This is a genomic window from Achromobacter sp. NCFB-sbj8-Ac1-l, from assembly GCF_052695805.1.
Genome location: NZ_CP199812.1, coordinates 4,943,666 through 4,965,743, shown reverse-complemented (window position 1 = coordinate 4,965,743; position 22,078 = coordinate 4,943,666). Strand labels below are relative to the sequence as shown.

Here is a 22,078-nt window from a genome sequence, read left to right as displayed (position 1 = left end):
CCGCGGTGCGTATTGGGATGACCGCGATGAACGCAGCCCTGCCCGTAGACGTCCTGAAGCAGCATCTCATCGACCCCGAGATCTGCATCCGCTGCAATACCTGCGAAGAAACCTGTCCGGTCGACGCGATCACGCACGACAGCAACAACTACGTGGTCGACCCCGACATCTGCAACGGCTGCATGGCCTGCGTGCCGCCGTGTCCGACCGGGTCCATCGACAACTGGCGCCTGGTCGTGCGCGCCCAGGCCTATACGCTGGCGGACCAGCTGGGCTGGGATGAGTTGCCGCGCGAAGAAGCGTTGCCCGAAACGGCCGCGGCGGCCGTGCCGCTGGCCGATGCCACCGCATCGGAACCCCCCGCGAACGTCGCCTGGACCGCCGCTGGCGCCAGCGTGCCGCCCTGGTCGGCCGCGCACCCCTATGTGAACCTCTACACCCACAAGGCCCCCGTCACCGCCACCGTGGTGGGCAACTACCGCGTCACCGGCGCGGACACCGACAGCGACATCCACCACATCGTGCTGGACTTCGGCGAACTGCCGTTTCCCGTGCTGGAAGGCCAGTCCATCGGCATCCTGCCGCCGGGCACCGATGCGCAGGGCCGGCCGCACCACGCGCGTCAATACTCGCTGGCCAGCCCGCGCGACGGCGAGCGCGCCGGTTACAACAACCTGTCGCTGACCGTGAAGCGCGTCACCGAAGACCACCAGGGCAACACCGCCCACGGCGTATGTTCGAACTACCTGTGCGACCTGGCCAAGCACGATACGGTGCAGGTCATCGGCCCCTTCGGCCAGACTTTCCTGATGCCCAACCACCCGCGGGCCAACCTCATCATGATCTGCACGGGCACCGGGTCGGCGCCCATGCGCGCCATGACCGAACGCTATCGCCGCCGCATCGACACCGGCGAGAACGGCCGGCTGATGCTGTTCTTCGGCGCCCGCACCGAGCGCGAACTGCCGTACTTCGGCCCGCTGATGAAACTGCCGCGCGACTTCATCGACATCAATCTGGCGCTCTCGCGCGAGGCGGGGCAGCCCAAGCGCTACGTGCAGGACCTGATCCGCGAGCGGGCCGCCGATGTGCGCACGCTGCTGGCCGACCGCAATACCTGCATCTACGTGTGCGGATTGAAGGGCATGGAAGTCGGCGTGCTGGACGCGCTGCGCGAGGTGACGATGCAATCGGGGCAGGATTGGACTATCCTGCATGACGTGCTGCGCCGCGAGGGGCGGCTGCACTTCGAAACCTACTGACGTCGAGATCCATCGACTCGGAACCGGCATGGCAACGCGCGGCCATCCCCGCGCGCTGCCGTGCCGATTGCATCGCGAGGGGAAGTCCACCCATGAAGTTCGCCGATTTCAAGGACGGCATGCTGATCAAGGCCGGTCCTGTCACCATCACCGAAGCCGAGATTCTCGAGTTCGCCCGCAAGTACGATCCCCAGTGGTTCCACACCGACGTCCAGCGCGCCGCCGAGGGCCGCTGGGGCGGCCTCATCGCCAGCGGCTGGCACACCTGCGCGCTGGCCATGCGCATGGCGGTGGACTCGGCGCTGCACGATTCCGAATCCTTCGGCTCGCCCGGCCTGGGCGAAGTGCGCTGGCGCACGCCAGTGCGCCCCGGCGACCAGCTGCGGCTGGAAGCCCGTGTGCAGGGCGCGCGCACGTCGTCCTCGCGCCCCGACCTGGGCATCATCACCTGGGCCTGGACGGTGCTGAACCAGCACGACGAAGGCGTGCTGGAACTGGACGCCACCAGCCTGTTCGACTTGTCCGGCGACTGATCCGGCCTGAGCCGTCCGCCCGTGTCGCGCATGGCGCCGGTCAGCCGCCGACGTCGTGTCGCAGATTGCTTGCCGGGCTGGGTGATAGCCCCCTAACATGACTGCGTCGTGGGCGAATTGCGTCCATTGATCCCGCAAGCCCGCCCAGGACACTGAGCGGGCTTTTTGCATGGGGCCAATGAATCCGCCGTAGCCCGAACCTGTATTGCCCACCCGCATTGCGCCGGTGGGCTTTTTTCATTCGGCGGCACTGCCGCGTCATGTCCTGAAAGGCGTTTCATGCAAATCCTCAAACCCATCAACGTCGGCCAGGCGCCGAACGACCAGACCGGCGATACGCTGCGCAACGCGATGGTCCTGGTGAACGAGAACTTCACCAAGACCCGCAGCGGCGTGGATGCCGTGGAAATCGCGGCGGCCGCCGCCCAGCGCAAGGCGGACGCCGCCATTCCCGCCGCGGAAAAAGGCGCGGCCGGCGGCGTGACGCCGCTGGATGCGGCAGGCAAGGTGCCGGCCGCGCATCTGCCGGAACCCGCCATTCCGCTGGCACAGAAGGCGGCGCCGGGCGGTGTCGCGCCGCTGGACGAAGGCAGCCGGGTCCCGGTCGATTTCATGCCGATCACGGAACCGGCCGTTCCATTGGCCCAGAAGGGCCAGCCCTACGGCGTGGCCACGCTCGCCGTCGACGGCAAGATCGACCCGTCGCAGTTGCCCGCCCTGATTCCGGTGGCGGAGAAAGGCCGCGCCAACGGCGTAGCGATGCTGGGCGCTGACGGCCGCGTGCCCGCCGTGCAACTGCCTGCGGTGCAGGATGCGGTGCCGCTGGCGGAAAAAGGCCTGCCGGGCGGCGTGGCCACGTTGGGGGGCGACGGCCGCGTACCGGTCGAGCAGATGCCGCCGATTCCCATGGGCCTGCCGGTTGCCACGATGGCATGGTGGCCGTTGCGCGCCTCCATCCCGGCCGGGCAGATTCCCGCGGACGGCCAGACCCTTTCGCGCGCCACCTTTCCCGACCTGGCCGCCATGGTGACGGGGGGCAGGGTGCCCGTCGTGCCGGAAGCGGATTGGCTGGCCGACCCGCTCAAGCGCGGCAGCTACACGCTCGGCGACGGGGTCTCCACGATACGCGTGCCGGACATGAATGGTGTCGCCAGCGGTTCGCTGGCGGCGATGGTGTTGCGGGGCGACGGCGCGAGATCTGCAGGCACTCCTGGCAGGCTGCAGGCCGATCAACTGGGTCCGATGGACTACCGCGTGGTCAGCGGATTCAACCAGGCGACCAACCTGTTGGCCGATGGGGCGTTGAACGCCGTGATGCCTTCGGGGAATTTCGTCGGCTACACATTCACGACGACTCGGCAAACCACGTCCGGCAATCGGTGGATTGCCAACACCGGCGACGAAACGCGGATGGCGAACGCCACGGGGGTCTGGACGATCCATGCTTTTGCAGCGGTGACCAATCCAGGGGCTGTGGACACGGCGCAACTCGCCAGCGATTTCGCGGCCCTGAACGCCGCCTTTCAATCCTTGAAAGGACAGACCTTGGGATTTGGTCAAGCGCTGCAGGATATGCAGGGCCAGCGTGCGTTTGGCCCAACCTATGTCAATGCCGCCGGGCGCCCCATTTGCGTTTATGTATTGGGCAGCACGGCATCGTCCGCCGGCGGAAACATGTATCTGACGATCAATTCGGTTCCGGCCACGCGTGTAATCGCGACGGGCAACGGCGTTACGTTAGCGATGAATTCGGTGGTGCCGTCGGGTGCGAGCTACGCCGTTGTATCCGACAACATGAATTTTGGTAGCTGGCGTGAGTACAGGTAGCCGCCTCGGGGTCGCTTGAAGACCTCTCGATCAGCCAGTTCTTTTCGATGCCCGCCAGCGAGTCCGCTTGCGGCTTTTTTTTGCGGTCCCGATGCAGTGGCCGCTTCCGAGAGCTTTCCCATGCAAATCCTCAAACCCATCAACGTCGGCCAGGCGCCGAACGACCAGACTGGCGACACGCTGCGTGACGCCATGGTCGTCGTCAACGAGAACTTCACCAAGACTCGCAGCGGCGTCGACGCCGTGGAAGTCGCGGCGGCCGCCGCGCAGCGCAAGGCCGATGCCGCCATTCCCGCCACGGACAAAGGCGCCGCGGGTGGCGTGACGCCACTGGACGCCGTCGGCAAGGTGCCCGCCGCGCATCTGCCGGAACCGGCCATCCCGCTCGCACAGAAAGCGGCGCCCGGCGGTGTTGCCCCGCTGGACGAAGGCAGCCGCGTGCCGGTGGATTTCCTGCCGGTCACGGAACCGGCCGTGCCGCTGGCACAGAAGGGCCAGCCTGGCGGCGTCGCCACCCTGGCCGCGGACGGCAAGATCGCGCCGGTGCAATTGCCCGACCTGATTCCCGCCGCTGAAAAGGCACAGCCGAACGGCGTTGCCACGTTGGCCGCGGACGGCAGAATCGTGGCGGGCCAGTTGCCCGCGTTGATACCCGCCGCCGACAAGGGCCGGCCGGGCGGCGTGCCGACGCTGGACGCCGAAGGCCGTGTGCCCGCTGCGCAACTGCCAGCCGTGCAGGATGCCGTGCCGCTTGCTGAAAAAGGGCAGCCCGGCGGCGTGGCGACGTTGGCCGCCGATGGCCGCGTGCCCGTCACGCAATTGCCGCCCATCGACAGCATTCCGCTGGGATTCGTGACGTGGTGGCCGAGCCGTGCGGCGATCCCCGCCGGTTGGGCGCCGCTGGACGGGCAGGTGATCAACCGGGCGACGTATCCGGATATGTGGGCGAGCGTGCAGGCGGGTAAATTTCCGGTGGTGCCGGAGGCGACTTGGCAGAGCGATGCCTCGGTTCGAGGCAGCTACACGACGGGAGACGGCACGACTACGCTGCGTCTGCCGGATCTGAACGGCAAGTCGCCGGGGGCGCATGGGGCGGTCTTGTTGCGGGGGGATGGTGCGCTGTCTGCAGGCATCGATGGGGTGATCCAGCGCGACGCCACGCAACGGGTGGCCGGGGCCATTGCCTTGGCCTACGGCGTGACCCAGATTGATGCGTCCGGCGCATTTTTTTCACAGGAAGGCGTTGGGGGAGGATCGACCTCCTACTCATACACCAATCCATATCGATGGCTGAAGTTCGACAATGCGCTCCAGGCTCGCACCGCCACCGAGAATCGCCCGCTGAATGCCACTGGTTGCTGGGTGGTGAAACTGTTCGGCGTGGTCACCAACCCGGGCGCTGTAGATGCTGCACAACTGGCCTCCGACCTTGCCCAGGCCCAGTCCGCGCTTCAACAATTGAAGAGCCAGGTATTCGGCATCGGGCAAAAGCTGCGTCAGCGCACCACGGTATTGCGTACGTGGTATCAGAACACGACGGGTCGTCCCATCATGGTGGGATCGCGCTTCATCGGGACCGTTGCCGGAACTCTCGTTGTTGCCGGGTATCTCAACAATGCCCCCAATTCCACGGGGGTGGTTACCTCTCACTATGAAACCATCCCAGGTGGATACGTAGACATGCGATGTGGATTCACCATGCAGGTTCCCCCCGGTCTATGGTGGACGGTCGATGCGCTGAACATGGATATCGAGGCGGGCTTCAGCTGGGAATACGCCTGACGCTTATCGCCGACGGCCGCCTTGTCGTCTACGGCCGCCGCATCGCCTTCAGGATATTCACCCCATCCGGCCCTGCCGCAGCCTCCCACTGCTTCACCGAATCCGCCGCCGCGTCCTTCAGCGCCTTGCGCACCGGCATCGGCACCGCCGTATCGATCGTCACGCCGTTCTTGCGCATGTTGGCGTAGTTCTGCTGCAGCCGGCCTTCGATGCGCTTCCATTGCTCGGCCTCGGTCTGGGCGGCGGCCTGGTCGATGGCGCGGCGCGACTTCGCATCCAGCGCCTGGTAGGCCTGCAGGTTCATCGTCGCCACCGACACCGGCATGGCGTAGTTGATCTCGGCAAAGCGCGGCAGGTGTTCCCACAGCTTGCGACCTGCGCCGCCGTCGCCCGACGACAGCACCGCGTTGACCTCGCCCGAGGCGATGCGTGGCATGGCGTCGGCGAACGAAATGTTCTGCGCGCGGGCGCCGGCTTTCTGCATCACGTCCTGCGACGTGGTGTCGTACGTACGGATGCTCAGCGCCTTCAGCGCCGCCACGCTGTCCACTTTCTCTTTGGACCAGATGCCCGAGGCCGGCCAGGGCGTGGTGTAGAGCAGCTTCTGGCCGTGCGCGGCCAGCAGCTTTTCATAGGCAGGGCGGGCGGACTTGTTCAAGGCGCGCGCCTTGCTCAGCGAGTCGGCCAGGAAGGGCAGCGACGACACGCCGAACAGCGGGTACTTCGCCGCCAGGGCGCCGGCAAACGCGTCGCCGGCATCGACCTTGCGCGCTTGCACGGCATCGATCATGTCGCCGGACTTGATGCCGCGCGCGGCATCGAAGCTTGCGTCGATGAGCACCTGGCCGCCGCTCTTGCTGCGCACCAGGTCGGCGAAGGTGGACACGCCTTGTCCCGGCATCGACGTGGCCGGGTATTCGGTGGTCATGGTGAGGGTGGTGGCGGCCAAGGCGCCGTGGCCCGCGAAGGCAATGACAACGCCCGCCAACAGGCGGAGAGAGGGACTGCGAAGCATGCGCGACTCCTGGTCGTGACGGAAAATCCGGGGTCGGGCAGGCGATGCAGCGGGCCGGCGCCAGGCCAATGCCGCAAAGCGTACGGCAAGGCCCGTTGCGCGGCTAGTTCTTGATTACCCTGAAGGCGTGTCGCGCCGCATGAAAAAAAGCCGCCCCGGGGTGAACTGACCCCCGGGCGGCTTGTCGGTGCAGGCAAGCGGGGCGGCTATCGATGGCCCCGTTGCCTGCCTGGCGTTAAGCAGGCGATCAATAGAACGCCTGGATGCCGGTCTGCGCGCGGCCCAGGATCAGGGCGTGCACGTCGTGGGTGCCTTCGTAGGTGTTGACCACTTCCAGGTTCACCAGGTGACGGGCGACGCCGAATTCGTCGGAGATGCCGTTGCCACCCAGCATGTCGCGGGCCAGGCGGGCGATGTCCAGCGCCTTGCCGCAGGAATTGCGCTTCATGATGGAGGTGATTTCGACGGCGGCGGTGCCTTCGTCCTTCATGCGGCCCAGACGCAGGCAGCCTTGCAGGGCCAGCGTGATTTCGGTCTGCATGTCGGCCAGCTTCTTCTGGATCAGCTGGTTGGCGGCCAGGGGGCGGCCAAACTGCTTGCGGTCCAGGGTGTATTGGCGGGCGGTGTGCCAGCAGGCTTCGGCGGCGCCGATGGCGCCCCAGGCGATGCCGTAGCGAGCGGAGTTCAGGCAGGTGAACGGACCCTTCAGGCCGGACACGCCGGGCATCATCTGGTCGGCGGACACTTCCACTTCGTCCATGACGATTTCGCCGGTGATCGAGGCGCGCAGGCCGACCTTGCCGTGAATGGCGGGGGCCGACAGGCCCTTGGTGCCCTTGTCCAGGATGAAGCCGCGGATCTTGCCGTCGAATTCACCGCCCACGCACTTGGCCCACACCACGAACACGTCGGCGATGGGCGAGTTGGTGATCCACATCTTGTTGCCGGACAGCTTGTAGCCGTCGGCCGTCTTGACCGCGCGCGTTTCCATGCCGCCGGGGTCGGAGCCGTGGTTGGGTTCGGTCAGGCCGAAGCAGCCGATCCATTCGCCGCGGGCCAGCTTGGGCAGGTACTTCTGCTTTTGCGCTTCGCTGCCGAATTCGTTGATGGGCACCATCACCAGCGACGACTGCACGCTCATCATCGAGCGGTAGCCGGAGTCGATGCGTTCGACTTCACGGGCGATCAGGCCGTAGCTGACGTAGTTCAGGCCGGCGCCGCCGTATTCGGCGGGGATGGTGGCGCCCAGGAGGCCCAGCTCACCCATTTCGGAGAAGATTTCCGGGTCGGTCTTTTCGTTGCGGAAGGCGTTCAGCACGCGCGGGGCCAGCTTGTCCTGCGAATAGGCGTGGGCGGCATCGCGCACCATGCGTTCTTCTTCGGTGAGCTGCTGGTCCAGCAACAGGGGGTCTTGCCAATGGAAGGAAGGATTCGAGGACATGCTGGGTCTCCGCTATGGATTTCCGTTTTCGGAATCTGGAAAGTTTAAACCTAAAATAATTCGGGCGGCAAGCCGGGGTTTGCGCGACGCGCGCCTGCGCGCCGCTCGTGGCCTGGCTGCCGGTCGGGGATCAGTGCTGGGCCTTGAGCGCGGCGTCGCGGATCTTGTCCAGCGTGGTGGACGGCGTGATGGCCTGCGGGTCGATGAAGCAGTGCAGGATCGCCGGCTTGCCGCTGGCCAGGGCGCGTTCGAACGCCGGGCCGAACTGCTCGTTGGTCTCGACGCGTTCGCCGTGGCCGCCAAAGGCGCGGGCGTAGTCGGCGAAGTCCGGGTTCTTCAGCTCGGTCGCGGAAATGCGGCCGGGGTAGTGCTTTTCCTGGTGCATGCGGATGGTGCCGTACATGCCGTTATCGACCAGCACCACGATGATGGGCAGGTCGTACTGCACCGCCGTGGCGAATTCCTGGCCGTGCATCAAAAAGCAGCCGTCGCCGGCAAAGCAGACCACGGTCTTGTCGGGCCAGACGCGCTTGGCGCCCACGGCCGCAGGCAGGCCGTAGCCCATCGAGCCCGAAGTGGGGGCCAACTGCGTGCCGTAGCGCGTGAAGCGGTGAAAGCGATGCAGCCAGGTGGCGTAGTTGCCGGCGCCGTTGGTCATGATGGCGTCGGCCGGAAGCGTTTTTTCCAGGTAGGCCATGACCTGGCCCATCTGCAGCACGCCCGGCGTGGTGACGGCGGCCGGGTCGCTCCATTTCAGGTACGACTCGCGCATGGCCTGCGTGCCTTCGGCCCAGACGGGCAGGGCGGGGGCCTTCAGGCCGGCCAGCGCGTCGGCGAAGGCCGCGGGCGAGGTGTTGATGGCCAGCGTGGGGCGATAGACGCGCGCCAGCTCGCCGGCATCCGGATGCACGTGCACGAGCTTCTGCTTGGGCACGGGGATGTCGAACAGCGTGTAGGCCTGGCTGGGGTTTTCCGACATGCGCCCGCCCACCAGCAGCACCAGGTCGGCGTCGGCCACGCGTTTGAGCAGCGTCGGGTTGATGCCCAGGCCGACGTCGCCGATGAAGCAGGGGTGGTCGGCCGGGAACAGCATCTGGCGTCGGAACGAGACTGCCGTGGGCAGCGCATGGCGCTGCGCGAAATCGGCGAACTGTTGCACCGCGCGGGCATCCCAGCGGGTGCCGCCCAGGATGGCGACCGGGTTGCGAGCCCCAGCCAGCAATTGTTCCAGGTCGGCCAGTTGGCCGGCCGTGGGGGCCGCATCGATGACTTCGTAGCGCGGCGCGTCGGCCACCTGGGCGGCTTCGACCAGCATGTCTTCGGGCAGGGCGATCACGACCGGGCCGGGGCGGCCCGAGGTGGCAATGTGAAAGGCGCGCGAGATCAGTTCGGGAATGCGTTCGACCTGGTCGATTTCAGTGACCCACTTGGCCTGCGTGCCGAAGACGGCGCGGTAGTCCATTTCCTGGAAGGCTTCGCGCTCGCGCATGCCGCGTTCGATCTGGCCCACGAACAGGATCATGGGGGTGGAGTCCTGCTTGGCGATGTGCACGCCAGCCAGCGCGTTGGACGCGCCCGGGCCGCGGGTGACCATGCAGATGCCCGGTTCGCCGGTCAGCTTGCCGTGGGCGTCGGCCATCATGGCCGCGCCGCCTTCCTGGCGGCATACGGTGACCTTGATGTCCACATCGTGCAGGCCGTCCAGCACCGCCAGGTAGCTCTCGCCGGGAACGCAGAAAACGTGTTTGACGCCCTGGGCGACCAGTTGGTCTACCAGGATGTGGCCGCCAAGGCGGGAAGCTTGCTGGGACATGGTGGGGACGTGGTAAGCCGAGGTTGGGACCCCCGAGCATAATGTTCCTTGATCGCACAACGCAATTGATAAAATTGCACAATCTAGTGACCCCCCGGCACGACCCCCGATGCTGCGCCGCGATAAGCGGGCTGCGGGTTTTCCCGGGTTTCTCGTCTTTTTTCCAGGCGGTCCCGCTCCATGAGAAACGGCATTCCCAACCTGAGCGCGCTGCAGGCGTTCGAGGCATCGGCCCGCCTGGGCAGCTTTTCGCGGGCGGCCGAAGAATTGTCGCTGACCCACAGCGCCATCCATCGCCAGGTCGCCAGCCTGGAAGCCCGCCTGGGGGTGCAATTGTTCACCCGGGTGCGGCGGCGCATCGCGCTGACCGACCACGGCGCGGAATATGCCGGCCGCATCCGACATCACCTGGACCAGATCGAGAAAGACACCTTCGGCCTGGTCAGCCGCACGGGCATGGGCCGCAGCATCCACATCGCCGTCGTGCCCACCCTGGCCACCACCTGGCTGATCCCGCGGCTGGCCGACTTCCAGCGCGAGCAGCCGGACATCACCGTCAGCCTGTCGGTGCGCACCTTGCCCTTCCAGTTCAAGGACCAGCCGTTCGACGGCGCGCTCTACCACGGCGATACGCTGTGGCCGGGCACCCAGGGCGTACTGCTGTTTCCCGAGCGCGAACTGGTGCCGGTATGCGCCCCGGCGCTGGCGGCCCGGGTCACCGAGGCCGGCGCCGGCGCGCTGGCCGGCATGACCCACCTGCACCTGAGCTCGCGGCCCGACGCCTGGCGTCAGTGGTACGGTGCCCACAACTACCTGTATGGCCCCCAGGCCGCCGGCGGCCCGCGCTACGAGCTGTTCACCATGGTGATGGCCGCGGTGCAGGCCGGCCTGGGCGTGGGCCTGATGCCGCGTTTCCTGGCGCAGCCGGCGCTGGACCAGGGCACGCTGGCCATGCCGGTGCCGCAGGCGCTGACGGTCAGCCAGGGCTATTACTTCGGCTATCCGCTGCGCAGCGAACGATCCGACGCGCTCAAATTGTTCGAAACCTGGCTCAAGTCGGCAGCGGCGGCGGTGGCCGGCCGCTGATGCCGCCGTAGAATGGGGCCAATTTTCCTATCCTTGCCATGCCAGAACCCCGCCCATCGCTAGCTTCCCAGCCCGACATCGACGCCTTCATCGACGCCGTCTGGCTGGAAGACGGCCTGTCCGCCAATACCCTGGCCGCCTACCGCCGCGACCTGACGGGTTTCGCACGCTGGCTGGAAGACCCCGAGGCCTATGCCCGCGAGATGGCCGATCGCTACGGCGACGCGGTAGCCCCCCACGTCTTGCCGGCCGGTCCCGCCAAACCCCTGGTCGAGGCGGACAAGGGCGACATCGAAGCCTGGTTCGCCTTCCGCCACGAAGAAACCCGCGCCACCACCGCCAACCGGCGCCTGGCGGCCCTGCGGCGCTTCTATGCCTGGGCCCTGCGCGAGCATCGCGCACCGCGCGATCCCTGCCTGACCCTGGTGGCTGCCAAGCAGCCCCCACGTCTGCCCAAGACGCTGTCCGAGCAGCAGGTCGATGCGCTGCTGCGCGCGCCCGACCTGGGTCAGCCGCGCGGCCTGCGCGATCGCGCCATGCTCGAAACGTTGTACGCCACCGGCCTGCGCGTGTCCGAGCTGGTGGGCGTGCGGGCGCTGGATGTCAGCCTGAACGAAGGCGTGGTGCGCGTCGTGCTGGGCAAGGGCGGCAAGGACCGCCTGGTACCGCTGGGCGCCGAGGCCGCCCACTGGATCGATCAATACCTGAAGACCGCACGGCCCGAACTGGCCGCCGGCCGCGTCAGCGATGCGCTCTTCATCACCGGCCGCGCCGAAGCGATGTCGCGCCAGGCATTCTGGCAACTGGTGAAGAAATACGCGCTGCTGGCCGGGGTGAACGCGCCGCTGTCGCCCCACGTGCTGCGCCACGCCTTTGCCACGCACCTGCTGAACCACGGCGCCGACCTGCGAGTGGTGCAGATGCTGCTGGGCCACGCGGACATTTCCACCACGCAGATCTACACCCACGTGGCGCGCGAACGCCTGAAGGCGCTGCACGCCGCGCACCATCCGCGCGGCTGACACCCGGTTGCCATGGGCTCGCCGCGTGATTGCCCCGCGCGAGCCACGCGGTTGCCGCGCGCGCCCGGGATGCCTACACTTTTGGCCATCCACGCCTTTTCCAAAGCAATCTCCATGAGTAAAGCCCGCCACGTTTCCGAAACGCCTGCCACCCAATTCCTCAAGCAGCACAAGGTGGCCTACACCGAACACACCTACGATTACGTCGATCATGGCGGCGCCGGCGAGGCCGCGCGTCAGTTGGGGCTGGACCCGCACGCGGTGGTCAAGACGCTGGTGATGGAAGACGAATCGGCCAAGCCCCTGATCGTGGTCATGCACGGCGACCGCGAGGTCTCCACCAAGAACCTGGCGCGCCAGGCCGGCCTGAAAAAGGTCGAGCCCTGCAAGCCCGAGGTCGCGCAGCGACACTCGGGTTACCAGGTGGGCGGCACGTCCCCTTTTGGCACGCGCAAGAAAATGCCGGTATGGGTCGAGGCCGAGGTGCTGCAATATCCGGTCGTCTACATCAATGGCGGCCGCCGCGGCTATCTGGTGGGCATCGACCCCAACGTGCTGGTCAGCCTGCTGGACGCCAGGCCGGTGACGGTGGCGCTGGAATAGGGGCGCTTCGTCGGCCGACCGGCAGCGCGCCGGTTCGGTCCGCGCGTGGTATCCCGTTACCACCCTTGCGCATGATGGTGGGGGCACAATGGCCGAAGAACATCAAGAACCGGCCGCCCGGCCTCGGGCCCCTGAACCGGCTCCGCCCCTCATCCCCAGGAGACAAGCATGAGCAAGAGACTATTGATGCTGGTCGGCGACTACGCCGAAGACTACGAAACCATGGTGCCGTTCCAGACGCTGCTGGCCGTGGGGCACACGGTGCACGCGGTCTGCCCGGGCAAGAAGTCCGGCGAAAGCATTGCCACCGCCATTCATGATTTCGAAGGCGCGCAGACCTACAGCGAAAAGCGCGGCCACAATTTCGCGCTGAACTACGACTTCGATCGCGTCGAGGCAGGTTCGTACGACGGCCTGGTGATTCCCGGCGGCCGTGCGCCGGAATACCTGCGCTTGAACGAAAAGGTGCTGGACATCGTGCGCGCCTTCGACCAGGCCAAAAAGCCCATCGCTGCCGTGTGCCACGGCGCCCAGCTGCTGGCCGCGGCGGGTATCCTGAAGGGCCGCACCTGCTCGGCGTATCCGGCGTGCGCGCCCGAAGTGCGCCTGGCCGGCGGCACCTACGCCGAAATCGGCATTGACCAGGCCTACACCGACGGCCACCTGGTCACCGCGCCAGCGTGGCCCGCGCATCCGGCGTGGCTGTCGCAATTCCTGGCCGTGCTGGGCACGAAGATCACGCACTGATCGCGCTGCCCATGAACAAGCGCCTGCCGCGAGGCAGGCGCTATTTTTTGCTACGCGAAGTCCAGCACGATGCGGCCTTCGATCTGGCCGCGGCGCATGCGGTCGAACACGCTGTTGATGTTCTCCAGCTTTTCGGTGGCCACGGTGGCATGCACCTTGCCTTCCTCGGCAAATTGCAACGATTCCTGCAGATCCAGGCGCGAACCCACGATCGAGCCGCGCACCGTCACGCCATTGAGCACCATGTCGAAGATCGACAGCGGGAAGTCGCCGGGCGGCAAGCCGTTCAGGGCGACCGTGCCGCCGCGGCGCACCATGCCCAGCGCCTGCTCGAAGGCCTTGGGCGATACCGCGGTGATCAGCGCACCGTGGGCGCCGCCGATTTCCTTCTTCAGGTACGCCGCCGGGTCGGTGGTCTTGGCATTGACGGTGACTTCGGCACCCAGCCGCTTGGCAAAGGCCAGCTTATCGTCGTCGATGTCCACCGCCGCCACGTTCAGGCCCATGGCGCGTGCATATTGCACCGCCATATGGCCCAGGCCACCAATGCCGGAAATGACCACCCAATTGCCCGGGCGGGTGTCCGTCATCTTCAGGCCCTTGTAAACGGTGACGCCGGCACACAGCACCGGGGCGATATCCACGAAACCCACGTTCTTGGGCAGCAACCCCACATAATCGGCTGCCGCCAGCGCATATTCGGCAAAGCCGCCGTTGACGGAGTAGCCTGCGTTCTGCTGCTGCTCGCACAGGGTTTCCCAGCCGCCCAGGCAGTGCTCGCAATGGCCGCAGGCGGAATACAGCCAGGGGATGCCGACGCGATCACCTTCCTTCACATGCGTCACGCCTTCGCCCACGGCCACCACGTGGCCGACACCCTCGTGGCCGGGGATGAATGGCGGATTGGGTTTGACGGGCCAGTCGCCCTCGACCGCGTGCAGGTCCGTATGGCACACGCCGCAGGCTTCAATCTTTACCAGGAGTTCGCCGGCCCCGGGGCGCGGCACTGCGACTTCTTCGATTTCCAGGGGTTTGCCGAATGCTCGTGCAACTGCGGCCTTCATCGTCTTGTCCATCACTACCTCCGAAGTCAGATCAGTTTCACCATGCTCGGATGGGCACGCGTCCGAGACCTTGATTTATATCAATCGTGTCCGAATGCGAGGCCCCCGCGAAACGTGTCGTTTCAGAATGGCGGCCAGCCACCCGGGAATGGCCGCAACTTGCCGCGCCCGCGCCTGTCGTCGTACAGTGGACCGCAGCCCCGTCCCCGCACCAGGAGCGCCCATGTGTGAAATCTTCATCCGCGCGAGCGAACAATCCTACGCGCCCGAAACCCGTTCCCTGCGCCTGCATGGCGTGGCGACCAGCCTGCGGCTCGAACAGCTGTTCTGGCAGGTGCTGGAAGAAATCGCAGCGCGCGACGGCATGCGGGTGACCCAACTGATCGAACGCCTCTACGACGAACTGGTCGAGTACCGCGGCGAGGCCGCCAACTTCACCTCGTTCCTGCGCGTCTGCTGCCTGCGTTATCAATTGCTGCAGGCCGAAGGCCGCATTCCCGCCGATGCCGGCGTGCCGATTCGGTCGCTCAATGCCCAGGCCGTGCTCGAAGGCCTGCCGGCGTCGCTGTACGATCCGCAGCCCCTGCGCCAGAAACGACCGGTCGCCGCCTAGCTCGTCGTGCCGCGGCGGGCTGCCCCGACGTCCGGGTGTGGCGCCAGGGTTGCCGTCAGGGCTGGGGGCAGGCAGGGGACGCAGGAAAAAAAAAGCCCGATCATGATCGGGCTTTTTTGTGGACGTTTGCGGGCGAACTCAGCCGCCCGGCTGCGCCGAGGCCATGGCCACTTCGCTTTGCACGATGCGGCGGATGCGCACGGCGTCGCCGATACGCGAGAGCTTGCCTTGCGAATCCAGCAACACGATCGCCAGGTCGCGGCCGTTGATGCGCGCCAGCATCACCAGGCATTCGCCGGCTTCGTTGATGTAGCCGGTCTTGGATACCTTGATGTCCCAGTCGGGCTTGCGCACCAGCAGATTGGTGTTGCGGAACGTCTGGGTGCGGTTATTGATCTCGACGTCGTACTCGGTATCGGTGGAGTAGCGGTGGATCAGCGGGCGCTGCGAGGCGGCGCGCAGCAGGCGTGCCAGATCGTGCGGCGACGACACGTTGTTGCTGGACAGGCCGGTGGGCTCGATGAAGTGCGTGCTGGTCATGCCCAGCGACTGCGCCTTGGCGTTCATGGCGGCCACGAAGGCCGGCAGGCCGCCCGGGTAGTGACGGCCCAGCGCGTTGGCGGCGCGGTTTTCGGAAGACATCAGCGCCAGGTGCAGCATGTCGCCGCGCGACAGCTTGGTGCCTACGCGCAGGCGCGAGGTCGTGTGCTTCAGGCCATCGACGTCTTCGTCGGTGATCTCGAGCATTTCGTCCATGGGCTGGTTGGCATCCACCACCACCACGGCCGTCATCAGCTTGGAAATGGAAGCGATGGGGCGCACCACGTTTTCATTCTTGGCGAAGATCACGGTGGACGTGGCCAGGTCTTGTACGTAGGCGGTGCTGGAACGCAGCGCGGCAGCTTCGGCGCGCACCGACACGGCGGGCGGCGGCATGGCGGCCGATGCCGCGGCGGCCGTGCGCTGGCCGCGGGCGGGCTTGTTGGGCTTGCCGTTCTTGCCGGCGGCGCCTTTCTTGGCCGGCGTTTGCGCTGCGACGGCCTGCTTGCCGCCCTTGGGCGGGGCGGCCTTCTTGCCGGCGGCCGGCTTGGGGGCGGCCTGCTTGGCCGATGCCTGCTTGCCGGGGGCTTGCTTGCCCGCGGCAGCCTTCGGAGTGCCTTTGCCGGCAGCCGATTTCGGGGCGGCCGCCTTGGGCGCGGCCTTGCCTGCGCTTTGCTTGCCGGCGCCGGCCTTGGCCGGGGCGGGGGCTTTCTTGGCTTGTTGCGCCTTGCAAGCCGCCGATTTGGCGTTGGTCTTGCAAGGGTCGGTGTTTTTCGCGGCGAACGCGGCGGAGGGCAGGAGCGCGCACATCGCCAGCGCCGCCGGCGCTATCGCGTTCGCAATCGCACGTTTCCAGTTAAATGCCATGGTTTGAGCAGGCTTGTCAGTCTGTGAAGAATTATTTCCCGGTCCGGGCTTGCGGTGCTTCAGGAAAAGTCCAGATGAATTAGAGGCTTACGCGTCGAATTTAAACAGAAATTTCAAGTTGCGCGCAAGACGATTCGCTATCATCGCCTAAAAAAATACCGGGGACATATTGACGGATGATCAATTTGTCACCAACGGCGTCCCGAGACGCTACCGTCGCGCGGCGCGTGAGCGTAGCCCGGATTAACCCTCATCTTGCTGAAAGGGCTGAATTTTCTTGGGGTTGGCGATGCAGGGGGCGGGATAACGCCAGGGGCGGGGCTGCGGGGGGCGCAGTCAAGGCCGGGGAAGGGTGGCCTCGCCGGGTGGAATCGAACCACCAATTGACCCTTAGGAGGGGCCGGTTATATCCATTTAACTACGGCGAGACGGGCAAGGCATTGAAAATAAAGAATTTATTCTTTATGCCTGAAATGCTGAGAGGCGCATTCTATCATTCGGCATCAGACCTTACGTCTGGCGCGAGCCATCTGCCTGTCCCATTCGTCGCACAGCTTGCGGAAGGATCTGCATCGTTCCAAGGCTTGCGGCAAATTCATCTTGGCGGAGAACGCAGGCTGATCTGTCGTCTCGCCATAGACCTGATTGCCCATTCGTTCCCGCAACCATCCTTTGGCATTTCTCGGCGCTTCCGCGTCAGTGTGCAGATCGGCGGCTGTGATCTTCAATGAACGTTCCCCATTCAGTGAAGCGGCTGCGCCGATGAACCACGCCTCGTATTCCCGATTTGCCAGTATGACGGAGACGGGGCGGTGAGGCAGTACCGCACGGGCACGGGCGAGGACGCTGGCACCCAGTTCGGCGGGGCAATCGTCATCGGCGTCCAGCAAGACCATGACCCAACCATCGTCGCCACATTTGGCCGCGGCGAATAGCAGGTGCCGCTGGAATTCTTCTTCACGGCGCAAAAATCTGTCGCGATGGACTCGGATGGGGGGGCATACCTCGATGTAGGCGTCCGGGTTGCGCCAGTTTCCGATCCTTCGCAGCAGGATGGGTAGCGAGACGACTTCACCGTGGCCTTCGACGATGCACGCCACACGGGTCATGGATTGTCGCCGTCAAACAGCTGGGCTTGGTGGGCGGCTTGGTCACGCAGGGCGGCAGGATCAGGGGCCAATTGACCGAGCTTGAGAAGTTCTCCGGCTGAAAACAGATGCTGGCGTATGGCTTCGCGGGATGCCATATCGATCGGGGCAAGTTTGGTTTCGCCTTCGTCGGACACAATGGCCAGGATTTGATCGTCTCGGATGGAAGCGTCATCCAGCAGATCGGGACTATGGCTGGTAACGATGACCTGCGTGTTCTGCGTGGCGCGTTCGAGCGCCTCCCGGAGCGCCGCGCTGGCCGCGGGGTGCAGTGCGGTTTCCGGCTCTTCGATGCCGATCAGGGTCGGCGCGAAATCCTGGTTGGTTTGAAACAGGGCCGTTAGAACGCCCAACGCGCGAAGTGTGCCGTCTGACATGTTGTGGGCAGAGAAACGCCAAGGATCTTTGGCGCCTGGCACGTCTTGACGGAATTCCAAGGTTTCCATCGGACCGACTTGCACCCTGGTCACTTCATGGACGGTGGGCACGACGGTCTGAAGGTATTCGGAGATGGTGTCGATGGCGCCAGGGTTCACTTTTTCGAGGTGTCCGATGACGCTTGCGATGTTCTCGCCTTCGGGCTTGAGCAGACGGCCTTCTTGCGGCTTCTGCAAATCGCGCATCATTTTGGGATTCAAATTGTAGAAGCCCATGCTGGTGAGTGCGTCGTAAATGGGTCTGAAATCGCTCAATCCGGAAAGTGCCACCAACGCCAGGCGATCTTTCGTGAAAGCAGGCAACGTCGTTTCGCTGCTTTGCACGACTTCACCGCGCTCGATGCGGTAGAACGGGCCCTTGCCGACGCCGCCCAGGCTGCATTCTTCGGCTTGGACCTCGAACCCACGATTCTTCAACGCCCCCACATTGAAAGCATAGTGGCCGAGTTGATCTCCGATCCGGAATTCCAGGCGGATTCCAAAATGAGTGGGATGGCCGCTGGACCGCCTGCGAACTTCCGAGAGGCCGCCGCGTCGGCTCAGGGCTTGATCAAGCGAGCTGCTCAGCGCGTCGGTCACCAGATGCAGTGCGTCGACGAAATTGCTTTTTCCGGCGCCATTGGGTCCGACCAGATAGGTCAGCGGGCCTAATGCGACGTCACACTGACCGATGCTTCGGTAGTTGCGAAGAACGACTCGGGTGATGAAGGGAGCGGCTTTCATGGGTGATATCCCTGGGAGAGTCCGGGAATGGTAACAGTGCAGACCAAGGGCGAAAGGAGTATCGGGCGGGTTGCGTCAAAAGTAGTGGATTTAATCAACTATATGCCCTATATTGACTGCCACGGCCGGACCCCGCGGCAGGCGATGCCCAGCGTTCGGCCCCATACCTAGAACATCCAGGAGTGAGGCATGACCCCGACTTTCCACACGATCTTGCTGGGCGTGCAGGACCGTGTCGCCACGGTGACGCTGAACCGGCCCGACAGCCGCAATGCGCTGAATTCCCTCATGTGCGCCGAATTGGTGCAGGCCATGCAGTGGCTGGCGGCCGAGCCGAGCGCGCACGTGGTGCTGATCAACGCGGCGGGCTCCGCCTTTTGCGCCGGTGCCGACCTGAAAGAGCGCAAGACCATGTCGAACGCCGAGATGACGGCGCGGCGCGTGCAGGGCTTTGCCGCCTATGGCGCGATCGAGCGCATGCCGCAGCCGGTGATCGCCGTGGTGCAGGGCGCCGCGTTCGGCTCGGGCTGCGAGATCGCCGGTGCGTGCGACTTCGTGCTGGCCTCGTCCGAGGCGGTGTTCTGCTATCCCGAAGTGGGTTGGGGCACGGTGGGCGCCACGCAGCGGCTGCCGCGCATTGCGGGGGCGCGCCTGGCCAAGGAACTGCTGTTCACCGGCCGCCGCTTCGATGCGGCCGAGGCGCGCGAGATCGGCCTGGTCAATCATGTCTACGCCCCCGAGGCGCTGGCAAACGAGGCGGCCGCGATGGCCGCGGCCATCGCGCGCGCCGCGCCGCTGACGGTCCGGCTGACCAAGCGCAGCATCGACCAGGGCCTGGCGACGACGCGCGAAGGCGCCATGGCCATCGAACTGCTGGCCATCGAAGAAAACCTGCGCGGCACCGATTGGAAGCAGGCGATCGCCGGCTTTGGCGGCGCAGGAGACCAAGCATGATCGCCCCGATGACGCTATCGCAGGCGCTGGCGCGCCAGGTGGCCGAACGCGCCAACGCCGAAGCGTTCGTGGCGCCGGGTGAACGCCTGACCTGGGCCCAGTTGCATGACGGCGCGCAACGCATCGCCCACGCGCTGCACGCGGCCGGCGTGCGCCGTGGCGATCATGTGGGCGTGCTGCTGGGCAACGGCGGCACGTGGGTGCAGAGCTTCTACGCCTGCGCCATGCTTGGCGCCGTGACCGTGCCGGTCAACACGCGCTTCAAGACCGATGAATTGGAGTTCTGCCTGAAGCAGGCCGACGTAACGCTGCTGCTGACGGCGGACACGTTCCTGGGCATCGACTTCCTGGATTTGCTCACGCAGGTCGAGCCGGCGCTGAACAGCGCGTTGCCCGGGACGCGGCTGCCGCGGCTGCGGCGCGTGGTGGTGCTGGGCGAGCGTCGCCTTCCCGGCGCTCAATCCTGGGAAGAGTTCATTGGGGCAGGCGATCCCACCTCGCCCGTCGACGACATCGAACTCGACGCCTTGCAACGCGACGTCACGCCCGACGATGTATTGCTGATCCAGTACACCTCCGGCACGACCTCATTCCCCAAAGGCGTGATGCTGACGCATGCCAACATGCTGACCAACGCCTGGGCCGCGGCGCAGCGCATCGGCGTGCGGCCCGACGACCGCTACTTCAGCATCCGGCCGTACTTCCACGTGGCCGGCACCACGCTGTCGATCCTGGTCAGCCTGATGACCGGCTGCTGCCTGCTGACACTGCCCAAGTTCGACGTGGCCGAGGCGCTGCGCATGCTGGATGAAGAACGCTGCACGCTGACGTCCGGCAACGACACCATCTTCCTGATGTTGATGGGCCACCCGGACTTCGATCGCCGCCGCATCCACCTGCGCGGCGGCTGGGCGGCGGCGGGGCCGCAAGTCATGCAGAAGATCCGCGATGTCATGGGCGTGCCGGGCATCTGCAACGCCTATGGTCAGTCCGAGGCCTCACCCAACATCACGCTGTCGTCGTTCGACGATCCGTTCGAGTTGCGCGCCATGGGGTGGGCGCTGCCGCATCCCGGCATGCAGGTGCGGGTGGTGGACCCTGGCACCGGCCAGCCGCTGCCGGCGGGCGAACCCGGCGAGATCCAGGCGCGCGGCTGGAGCGTGATGAAGGGCTACTACAACATGCCCGAGGCCACCGCGCGCGCGCTGGGCCCGGATGGCTGGCTCAGCACCGGTGACCTGGGCGAGATGGACGCTTCGGGTCGCCTGCGCATGGTGGGCCGCCTGAAGGACATGTTCCGCGTGGGCGGTGAAAACGTCGCGCCGGCCGAAGTGGAAGAAACCCTGCACGGCCATCCCGCCGTGCGCATGGCGCAGGTGGTGGGCGTGCCCGACGCGCGCCTGGGCGAAGTGCCCGCCGCGTTCGTGCTGCTCAAAGACGGGCAGGACTGCACCGCGGCCGAGCTGACCGCCTGGTGCAAGGCGCGCTGCGCCAACTTCAAGGTGCCGCGCTATGTCGAAATCGTGGACAGCTTCGAGCACATCGGCATGACGGGCAGTTCCAAGGTGCAGAAGAACAAGCTGCGCGCGCACGCGGTGGCGCTGTTCGGGCTGGAGCCGCAATCGTGAGCGCGCGCGACGTGGTGCTGTGCGAATGCTTTGCGCGTGACGGCCTGCAGCACGAGCCCGACTTCATCCCCACGGACGTGAAGGCTGAACTGATCGATCGCTTCGCCGCAGTGGGGTTCGAGCGGATCGAAGCCACCTCGTACTCCAATCCCAAGGTGGTACCGCAATTCGCGGATGCCACCGAGCTGCTGGCCGCGCTGCCGCGACGGGGCGGCGTCTGGTACAAGGCCACCTGCGCCAACGCCCGCGCGGTGCAGCGCGCGTTGATCGATCTGGACAGCGGCATCGGCGCCAACGAAATCAGCCTGCTGGTCTCGGCCAGCGAGTCGCACTCGGCGCGCAATCTCAAGCGCGACCGGGCCGCGCAATGGGACAACATTGCCGAGATGGCACGGCTGGCCGATGGCCGCTTTCGCCTGATCGGCACCATCTCGGTGGCCTTCGGTTGCCCCTTCGAGGGGGCGGTGGACCCCGATGCGGTGATGGCGGATGTGCGCCGTTTCGCGGCCCTGGGCGTGGGCATCGTGACCTTGGGCGACACTACTGGCATGGCCACACCGGCCTCGGTGCGGGCGCTGTATGGCCGCATGGCGCGCGAGACGCCCGAGGTGACGCCGGTGGCGCACTTTCACGACACGCGCGGCACCGGCCTGGTCAATTACGTGGCCGCGCTGGACGCGGGCGTCAGGTATTTCGACTGCGCCTTCGGCGGCGTCGGCGGCCACCCGGCCAAGGTGCGCTACGGGGGCGGGCATACCGGCAACGTTGCCACCGAAGACCTGGTCAACCTGTTCGAATCCATGGGCGTGCGCACGGGGCTGGACCTGCAGGCGTTGCCCGCCGTGTCGCAGCGCTGCCAGGACGTGCTGGGGCGTGCGCTGCACAGCCGGGTGGCGCAAAGCGGGTTCAATCCGCTGATCGCCGCCGCGGGGGGCGTTTGATGACCGCGCGCCGTGTTTGTATATCATGCGGG

Annotated in this window: 19 protein-coding genes and 1 tRNA gene; 12 read left to right on the top strand and 8 right to left on the bottom strand. The window is 66.0% G+C overall.

What is annotated here, in order from left to right:
• Positions 1-26 precede the first annotated feature (26 nt).
• The 4 genes from boxA (at position 27) to ACUDP5_RS22720 (ending at position 5,404) form a co-directional block, all read left to right on the top strand.
• Positions 27-1,262 carry a benzoyl-CoA 2,3-epoxidase subunit BoxA gene (gene boxA, locus ACUDP5_RS22735; protein WP_263911443.1) on the top strand — a complete coding sequence of 412 codons (1,236 nt, stop codon included), beginning with the start codon at positions 27-29 and terminating at the stop codon, positions 1,260-1,262.
• 92 nt (positions 1,263-1,354) lie between these two features.
• Positions 1,355-1,795 (top strand): MaoC family dehydratase, encoded by a 441-nt coding sequence (locus tag ACUDP5_RS22730; RefSeq protein ID WP_263911444.1) that lies wholly within the window; start codon positions 1,355-1,357, stop codon positions 1,793-1,795.
• Between the two features lie 279 nt (positions 1,796-2,074).
• Entirely contained in the window at positions 2,075-3,622 is a 1,548-nt protein-coding gene (locus tag ACUDP5_RS22725) for a phage tail protein (RefSeq protein WP_445657255.1), read from the top strand.
• Between the two features lie 120 nt (positions 3,623-3,742).
• The gene (locus ACUDP5_RS22720) at positions 3,743-5,404 is read left to right on the top strand and encodes a phage tail protein (protein WP_445657254.1); all 1,662 of its coding nucleotides are present in this window, start codon (positions 3,743-3,745) and stop codon (positions 5,402-5,404) included.
• A 28-nt stretch (positions 5,405-5,432) separates the two neighbouring features.
• On the opposite strand, the gene ACUDP5_RS22715 is transcribed toward ACUDP5_RS22720, so the two are convergent.
• From ACUDP5_RS22715 to ACUDP5_RS22705, 3 genes are all read right to left on the bottom strand, one after another.
• Complete coding sequence (locus ACUDP5_RS22715; RefSeq protein WP_445657253.1) at positions 5,433-6,419, bottom strand: TRAP transporter substrate-binding protein; 987 nt, start codon at positions 6,417-6,419, stop codon at positions 5,433-5,435.
• Positions 6,420-6,666: 247 nt separating this feature from the next.
• A complete protein-coding gene (locus tag ACUDP5_RS22710; protein ID WP_054428460.1) occupies positions 6,667-7,860 on the bottom strand; it encodes an acyl-CoA dehydrogenase in 1,194 nt (397 codons plus the stop codon).
• 130 nt (positions 7,861-7,990) lie between these two features.
• The gene (locus tag ACUDP5_RS22705; protein ID WP_445657252.1) at positions 7,991-9,673 is read right to left on the bottom strand and encodes a thiamine pyrophosphate-binding protein; all 1,683 of its coding nucleotides are present in this window, start codon (positions 9,671-9,673) and stop codon (positions 7,991-7,993) included.
• A 180-nt stretch (positions 9,674-9,853) separates the two neighbouring features.
• Here ACUDP5_RS22705 and ACUDP5_RS22700 point away from each other — a divergent pair, with 180 nt between their 5' ends.
• The 4 genes from ACUDP5_RS22700 to ACUDP5_RS22685 all read left to right on the top strand — a co-directional run bounded on the left by ACUDP5_RS22700 (position 9,854) and on the right by ACUDP5_RS22685 (position 13,131).
• Complete coding sequence (locus ACUDP5_RS22700; protein WP_445657251.1) at positions 9,854-10,759, top strand: LysR substrate-binding domain-containing protein; 906 nt, start codon at positions 9,854-9,856, stop codon at positions 10,757-10,759.
• Between the two features lie 38 nt (positions 10,760-10,797).
• Positions 10,798-11,781: a site-specific tyrosine recombinase XerD gene (xerD, locus tag ACUDP5_RS22695; protein WP_445657250.1), complete on the top strand. Its 984-nt coding sequence runs from the start codon at positions 10,798-10,800 to the stop codon at positions 11,779-11,781.
• Positions 11,782-11,895: 114 nt separating this feature from the next.
• Positions 11,896-12,384, top strand: a complete 489-nt coding sequence (ybaK, locus tag ACUDP5_RS22690) for a Cys-tRNA(Pro) deacylase (RefSeq protein WP_026383153.1) — start codon at positions 11,896-11,898, stop codon at positions 12,382-12,384.
• Between the two features lie 168 nt (positions 12,385-12,552).
• Positions 12,553-13,131: a DJ-1/PfpI family protein gene (locus tag ACUDP5_RS22685; RefSeq protein WP_025137430.1), complete on the top strand. Its 579-nt coding sequence runs from the start codon at positions 12,553-12,555 to the stop codon at positions 13,129-13,131.
• A gap of 50 nt (positions 13,132-13,181) precedes the next feature.
• Here ACUDP5_RS22685 and adhP read toward each other — a convergent pair whose 3' ends face one another.
• Positions 13,182-14,207 (bottom strand): alcohol dehydrogenase AdhP, encoded by a 1,026-nt coding sequence (adhP, locus tag ACUDP5_RS22680; RefSeq protein WP_263911455.1) that lies wholly within the window; start codon positions 14,205-14,207, stop codon positions 13,182-13,184.
• Positions 14,208-14,418: 211 nt separating this feature from the next.
• On the opposite strand from adhP, the gene ACUDP5_RS22675 reads away from it, so the two are divergent.
• A complete protein-coding gene (locus ACUDP5_RS22675) occupies positions 14,419-14,808 on the top strand; it encodes a ribbon-helix-helix domain-containing protein (protein WP_445657249.1) in 390 nt (129 codons plus the stop codon).
• A 138-nt stretch (positions 14,809-14,946) separates the two neighbouring features.
• On the opposite strand, the gene pbpG is transcribed toward ACUDP5_RS22675, so the two are convergent.
• From pbpG to ACUDP5_RS22655, 4 genes are all read right to left on the bottom strand, one after another.
• On the bottom strand, positions 14,947-16,215 hold the full coding sequence (pbpG, locus tag ACUDP5_RS22670) for a D-alanyl-D-alanine endopeptidase (RefSeq protein ID WP_263911457.1): 1,269 nt from the start codon (positions 16,213-16,215) through the stop codon (positions 14,947-14,949).
• A 353-nt stretch (positions 16,216-16,568) separates the two neighbouring features.
• Positions 16,569-16,643, bottom strand: a tRNA-Arg gene (locus tag ACUDP5_RS22665).
• 75 nt (positions 16,644-16,718) lie between these two features.
• Positions 16,719-17,324, bottom strand: a complete 606-nt coding sequence (locus ACUDP5_RS22660; protein ID WP_445657248.1) for a DUF4276 family protein — start codon at positions 17,322-17,324, stop codon at positions 16,719-16,721.
• A complete protein-coding gene (locus tag ACUDP5_RS22655; RefSeq protein WP_263911459.1) occupies positions 17,321-18,523 on the bottom strand; it encodes an AAA family ATPase in 1,203 nt (400 codons plus the stop codon). Before ACUDP5_RS22655 ends, ACUDP5_RS22660 begins: the two co-directional genes overlap by 4 nt.
• Before the next feature lie 189 nt (positions 18,524-18,712).
• Between ACUDP5_RS22655 and ACUDP5_RS22650 the strand changes: the two genes are divergently transcribed.
• From ACUDP5_RS22650 to ACUDP5_RS22640, 3 genes are read left to right on the top strand one after another with little or no spacing between them, the layout of a single operon-like run.
• Positions 18,713-19,477, top strand: coding sequence for an enoyl-CoA hydratase/isomerase family protein (locus ACUDP5_RS22650; protein WP_263911460.1), 765 nt, complete (start codon positions 18,713-18,715; stop codon positions 19,475-19,477).
• On the top strand, positions 19,474-21,105 hold the full coding sequence (locus tag ACUDP5_RS22645; RefSeq protein ID WP_263911461.1) for an AMP-binding protein: 1,632 nt from the start codon (positions 19,474-19,476) through the stop codon (positions 21,103-21,105). Before ACUDP5_RS22650 ends, ACUDP5_RS22645 begins: the two co-directional genes overlap by 4 nt.
• On the top strand, positions 21,102-22,046 hold the full coding sequence (locus ACUDP5_RS22640) for a hydroxymethylglutaryl-CoA lyase (RefSeq protein WP_445657247.1): 945 nt from the start codon (positions 21,102-21,104) through the stop codon (positions 22,044-22,046). The genes ACUDP5_RS22645 and ACUDP5_RS22640 overlap by 4 nt, the downstream gene beginning before the upstream one ends.
• Positions 22,047-22,078: the final 32 nt, after the last annotated feature.

Bases quoted from the DNA above. Each gene is read 5' to 3' on its own strand.
- xerD (WP_445657250.1), top strand. From the start codon at position 10,798: ATGCCAGAACCCCGCCCATCGCTAGCTTCCCAGCCCGACATCGACGCC.
- boxA (WP_263911443.1), top strand. From the start codon at position 27: ATGAACGCAGCCCTGCCCGTAGACGTCCTGAAGCAGCATCTCATCGAC.
- ACUDP5_RS22660 (WP_445657248.1), bottom strand. From the start codon at position 17,324: ATGACCCGTGTGGCGTGCATCGTCGAAGGCCACGGTGAAGTCGTCTCG.
- adhP (WP_263911455.1), bottom strand. From the start codon at position 14,207: ATGGACAAGACGATGAAGGCCGCAGTTGCACGAGCATTCGGCAAACCC.
- ACUDP5_RS22720 (WP_445657254.1), top strand. From the start codon at position 3,743: ATGCAAATCCTCAAACCCATCAACGTCGGCCAGGCGCCGAACGACCAG.
- ACUDP5_RS22685 (WP_025137430.1), top strand. From the start codon at position 12,553: ATGAGCAAGAGACTATTGATGCTGGTCGGCGACTACGCCGAAGACTAC.
- ACUDP5_RS22650 (WP_263911460.1), top strand. From the start codon at position 18,713: ATGACCCCGACTTTCCACACGATCTTGCTGGGCGTGCAGGACCGTGTC.
- ACUDP5_RS22710 (WP_054428460.1), bottom strand. From the start codon at position 7,860: ATGTCCTCGAATCCTTCCTTCCATTGGCAAGACCCCCTGTTGCTGGAC.
- ACUDP5_RS22645 (WP_263911461.1), top strand. From the start codon at position 19,474: ATGATCGCCCCGATGACGCTATCGCAGGCGCTGGCGCGCCAGGTGGCC.
- ACUDP5_RS22705 (WP_445657252.1), bottom strand. From the start codon at position 9,673: ATGTCCCAGCAAGCTTCCCGCCTTGGCGGCCACATCCTGGTAGACCAA.
- ACUDP5_RS22675 (WP_445657249.1), top strand. From the start codon at position 14,419: ATGTGTGAAATCTTCATCCGCGCGAGCGAACAATCCTACGCGCCCGAA.
- pbpG (WP_263911457.1), bottom strand. From the start codon at position 16,215: ATGGCATTTAACTGGAAACGTGCGATTGCGAACGCGATAGCGCCGGCG.
- ACUDP5_RS22730 (WP_263911444.1), top strand. From the start codon at position 1,355: ATGAAGTTCGCCGATTTCAAGGACGGCATGCTGATCAAGGCCGGTCCT.
- ACUDP5_RS22700 (WP_445657251.1), top strand. From the start codon at position 9,854: ATGAGAAACGGCATTCCCAACCTGAGCGCGCTGCAGGCGTTCGAGGCA.
- ybaK (WP_026383153.1), top strand. From the start codon at position 11,896: ATGAGTAAAGCCCGCCACGTTTCCGAAACGCCTGCCACCCAATTCCTC.
- ACUDP5_RS22715 (WP_445657253.1), bottom strand. From the start codon at position 6,419: ATGCTTCGCAGTCCCTCTCTCCGCCTGTTGGCGGGCGTTGTCATTGCC.
- ACUDP5_RS22655 (WP_263911459.1), bottom strand. From the start codon at position 18,523: ATGAAAGCCGCTCCCTTCATCACCCGAGTCGTTCTTCGCAACTACCGA.
- ACUDP5_RS22725 (WP_445657255.1), top strand. From the start codon at position 2,075: ATGCAAATCCTCAAACCCATCAACGTCGGCCAGGCGCCGAACGACCAG.